This window comes from Roseivirga sp. UBA1976 (assembly GCF_002336325.1).
GTDB lineage: Bacteria > Bacteroidota > Bacteroidia > Cytophagales > Cyclobacteriaceae > Roseivirga > Roseivirga thermotolerans.
The window spans coordinates 1-4,561 of sequence record NZ_DDDQ01000075.1; the positions used below are offsets into that span (position 1 = coordinate 1).

Genomic DNA, 4,561 nt, shown 5'->3' on the forward strand with positions numbered 1-4,561 from the left:
AATCTTGCCTCCATTTGTGTCTTCACAAATGGCTGTTAAAAGACGCTGTGAGGGCACAGCTTGTGGCTAGTATACTGGATCTAACGAATGTGATCTAAATGAATAACCCTATAATATTATAAACCTCAAGACCTAAAAGATAAAAAGGGGTAGCCATTGTAAAGTAGCTACCCCTTTTTTGGAATGGGTTGGTGTGCAACCTATTGAAGTTGTTCAACCTTATATCCTTTTGCTTTTAGCATGTTTAAAAGGCCATCTGGACCATGCAGATGAAGTGCACCGACAATTACGAATTCAATTAATTCATCATTTATAAACCCTTCAATCTGGGGTATCCAATTATTATTCCTATCCACCATGATGGATTTGTATATATCCGGATACTCATTCTTCATTTCGGTTAACTGAGTAATCATCAGGTCTGAGGAGCCATTTCTCCAGTTTTCCGTCATTTCATCCATCGCAGACTCCATATCGTCCATGTCCTCTAAAGAATAGTTAACAAAACTATCTTCGCTTCCTTCGCCCATGCTAGTGAGTATATCAAGTTGCTCCTCAACAGTTTCTAAAAACCCCAAAGTCTTTTCATGCTCCTTAGCTTTCTTATGAAAATGTTGGTCAACACCATCTGCGGTAACGCCCATTTGTTGGAGCTTGATTCCGGACATGGTTACTATAACCATAGAAGGCTTAAACCTGGAAAGAGAAGCCAGCGGAATTGACAGTTTACTACACTCCTGTTCCAACTTTTTATAGACCTCCTCACTCAAAACATCTTTCAGAGTTTTATTATCAGGTATCATGGCCTTAGAAAGCAAAACTTGAGCAATCTGAGGATCATTTAACTTGTCAATATCCGTCTCAAAGACAACCTTCTGGGACTTATTAAAAGCAATATCAAACTCTTTTGGAAGCGGGTAATCCGACTCTTTTAGCAAATGGATAGAACCTGCAAGGTAAATTTCATTTTCCCCTGAACTAACTCTCCAAACCGAGGTTTGAGCCTGAGCCTTAGTTAAAACGAAAAACAGTAAAAATAGAGTGAACAACTGCTTCATGGTCTGACTTTAATTGTGATGCATTATAGTAAGCTTTCACAAGAACCGTTCTCCCTTCTGGCTAAAAGTCATGATTCATTTAAATAATTGCTTAAACGGTTTTACGAATTTTTACTTGTATTCAATCTTTTTTTAATTTTTTCCCTCAAATTAAACTTCTGATTTTCAGTAACTTAACTTTTTTTATATATAGAGAAGTAATTTGACCTCCGATTTACAGACACTTGCAAATTTAAAATCTCTTTTTCTACCTTTGTGCCACACAAGAAATGAAAGCACTATTATCACATATCAGCAGTATACAACCAATGGAAACATTGGGTTACAATGATTGTGATGTGCTACGGTTCCGGAATATAAGTTAAGCTTAAGTATAAAGACACTTAGAAACCCGGGCCAATTGGTTCGGGTTTTTTGTTTAAATGAATTTGAAAATGCAAAAGAACAGTATACGCTTAGAGGTTACATGGCTATCACCGGCAGCCTATCCAAATCACAGTGATTTTGGCCTGGGTGAAATATGTCTTTTGCAAAATAAGATCGGGAAGAATATGACTTGACAATTCCGTATACACGGCATTGAAAAGCCCGGTCTGCATAAGGCCGGGCTTTTTTTATTGTCGGGATAGCCAAGTGGCAAGGCTTCAGTCTGCAAAACTGACATCACCGGTTCGAATCCGGTTCCCGACTCAAAACGGCCCATAGCTCAACAGGTCAGAGTGCCAGTCTTATAAGCTGGTGGTTCGGGGTTCAAGTCCCCGTGGGCCGACAAATGATACCGTAGTTCAGTGGCAGTAATAGATCACTGATGATGAAGACTCCCCTTCCTCTTTCCCCTTACCAAGGGGAAATGTCCGCAGGACAAAGGGGTCAAGAAGCTAAAGGAGAGGCAGAACGAGCGTCTCCTCAACTTGGAGAGAGCCTGCCTGCCGCAGGCAGGGTTAAAGCCCTCAAGCAGTCTTTCGTTCGGACTGTGATGTTTGAAAAAGCTCCAATGCAAATAGCAGGTCGTTGAACCGGAATATTGGTTGAGTGCCAATTGGAAGGAACAATGACCTCAATGGAAATGCGATAACGAAGGAGAGTTATGCTGGTCTGTAAAACCAGTGCCTCAGGCTGAGTAGGTTCGAATCCTACCATTTCCACAAGACTTCAATGAAGTCTCATTGAAGCGATGGTCGCTTCAATCCATGTTTAACAATAAATGAATAGGCCATGACTGCTTATGCATTAGAGAATTACATTTTAGATGCAGAAAGTGCCTTCGAGAGACAGGAATGGCTTGAAGGCGAAAGTTATCTGCTGGCGGCTCTGGTTGAAGAGCCATGTTTCGGTAAGGCTCACAACCACTTAGGCTGGTTGTACCTGAACCATTTGCGAGACTTAGAAAAGGCCGAAAGGCACTTGAAGTTGGCTATGAAATATTCACCAAACTACAGTGCGGTGTACATTCACATGACCCACTTCCTTTTCGATGCAAAGCGTTTTGAAGAACAGCGAAACATTCTGGAAAAAGCTAAAACTATTCCAGGAGTAGACTTTGCCTTTATCTACAACGAGTTAGGCAGGATTGAAGAGGTCCACGGAAAAAGTAGAAAAGCGGTAAAGCACTACAAAGCTGCTTTGAAATGGAGTTTGAACGATCATGAGATGCAAGTGATCAGGACAAACATCAAAAGATGTCGAGCAAAGCGATTGATTTTGCTGTGGTAGCAACTCCTTACCTGCGTTCACTCCTCCAGTCATGGGGGAGTGTTAAAATTCGCTCCTCATGTGAGAGATATCCGGAAAACTAAGGGGTTACAAATAAGACAAAAATGGACATTTACGAAGAATACATAGAAAGTATTATTCAGATGGCAGATCAAGCTATAGATAATGGCCAAGATGATGAGGCCAAAAGATGGTTTGAGAGAGGATTGTGTGAAGAACCTGGTAGTGCCAAACTTCATTTTAGAATGGCTTGCCTACTTCAATACGGCCTTGATGATAAAGCGGGAGCTGAACAGCATTATTTGCTGGCAATAAAATTTAAGCCAGATTACAGAAATGCATACGACAACCTGGCACAGCTCTATCTGGATAATGAGAAGTACCCGGGTCTGGAAAAACTTATGCTAAAGGCCATCAAGGTGGAAGGCTTTAATAAAACCTTTGCTTATGAAAACCTAGGCAAGGCAGCAGAGGCTCAGGGTCAGTTTAAGAAGGCTATTGCCTTATACCGAAAAGGCATGATGCAAGCCCTTGACAACTACGATGTGGACGACCTGAAAGACCACATCAAGCGAAATAAGTATAAACGATTGAAGAAACGTTGGAAATTATGGCAACGAGAAAATTAAGCGGAAAAGACCTGAGAAAGCTCGGATTCCCTGAAGGTAGAGCCATTGGCGAAGCCATCAAGGCCATGGATGAGCATTACAAGGGCAAATCCATACTACATAAAAAAGCCATGTTGAAAAAGGTGGTCGAAAACCCAGGTCTTTATTTAAAACACGAGGCTTGGGGTCCGGTAGCGATGGCCCTGATCATCAAAACTGAGCACAATGAAACACTGGCTTTGAGGGAAAAGCGCATACCATATCATATATATGGGGCAGACGGCATTGAGCAAGGAGCAATCAACCAAATGGAGATTGCCATGAAATTGCCGGTGACTAAATACGGTGCACTAATGCCCGATGCACACCAGGGCTACGGACTGCCAATTGGCGGTGTATTGGCTACTGAAAATGCAGTGATCCCTTATGGAGTTGGCGTAGACATTGGCTGTAGAATGTGTATGACCATGTATGACATCCCTCCTGCTTTTGTGCATCAAAACACAGAAGCTTTGAAGGACATGTTAATGGAGAACACCAAATTCGGTCAGGCGGTATTTAAAAGGCCAAAAGACCATGAGGTGTTAGATAGAGGGCTTTTCAATGAAATCAACATCTTGAAATCATTGAAAGACACGGCCTGGAAGCAAATTGGATCTTCCGGAGGTGGCAACCACTTTGTGGAGTTCGGTATTACTGAAATCCACTCGGAGATCAATGAATTCAACCTGCCGGTTGGCAAGTATCTGTCGGTACTCTCCCATTCGGGATCGAGGGGACTTGGTGCGAATATCGCGAGACATTACACCAAGCTGGCCATGGATATGACCAAGTTACCGGGAGAAGCCAAACATCTGGCCTGGTTGGATTTAGATTCCGAAGCGGGTCAGGAATACTGGCAAGCCATGAATTTGGCAGGTGACTATGCCTCGGCATGCCACCACCAAATCCACGATAGGCTCGCTGCGGCCCTGGGTGAGCAACCATTGGCACTGATCGAAAACCACCACAACTTTGCCTGGAAAGAGCGAGATGCAGATGGAAACGAGATCATTGTGCATAGAAAAGGTGCTACCCCTGCAGGCGAAGGGGTGTTGGGAATAATTCCTGGCTCAATGACTTCACCAGGCTTTATTGTAAAAGGCAAGGGGAATGTGGATTCCATCAATTCGGCTTCGCACG

General features: G+C 42.8%; 4 protein-coding genes and 3 tRNA genes. 6 read left to right on the plus strand and 1 reads right to left on the minus strand.

The features are described from left to right. Nucleotides 1–200: 200 nt before the first annotated feature. On the minus strand, nucleotides 201–1,058 hold the full coding sequence (locus B3763_RS07470) for a TraB/GumN family protein (protein ID WP_286745314.1): 858 nt from the start codon (nucleotides 1,056–1,058) through the stop codon (nucleotides 201–203). A 619-nt stretch (nucleotides 1,059–1,677) separates the two neighbouring features. On the opposite strand from B3763_RS07470, the gene B3763_RS07475 reads away from it, so the two are divergent. The 6 genes from B3763_RS07475 to B3763_RS07500 form a co-directional block, all read left to right on the plus strand. Next, nucleotides 1,678–1,748 (plus strand) — tRNA-Cys (locus B3763_RS07475). A gap of 5 nt (nucleotides 1,749–1,753) precedes the next feature. Further along, nucleotides 1,754–1,827, plus strand: a tRNA-Ile gene (locus B3763_RS07480). Between the two features lie 293 nt (nucleotides 1,828–2,120). Next, nucleotides 2,121–2,203: transfer RNA gene (locus B3763_RS07485), tRNA-Tyr, on the plus strand. Between the two features lie 70 nt (nucleotides 2,204–2,273). Next, complete coding sequence (locus B3763_RS07490) at nucleotides 2,274–2,771, plus strand: tetratricopeptide repeat protein (RefSeq protein WP_286745315.1); 498 nt, start codon at nucleotides 2,274–2,276, stop codon at nucleotides 2,769–2,771. 104 nt (nucleotides 2,772–2,875) lie between these two features. Further along, nucleotides 2,876–3,400: a hypothetical protein gene (locus tag B3763_RS07495; RefSeq protein ID WP_286745317.1), complete on the plus strand. Its 525-nt coding sequence runs from the start codon at nucleotides 2,876–2,878 to the stop codon at nucleotides 3,398–3,400. After that, a partial coding sequence (locus B3763_RS07500) for an RtcB family protein (protein ID WP_286745319.1) occupies nucleotides 3,382–4,561 on the plus strand: 1,180 nt, incomplete at its 3' end. The genes B3763_RS07495 and B3763_RS07500, both read left to right, overlap by 19 nt.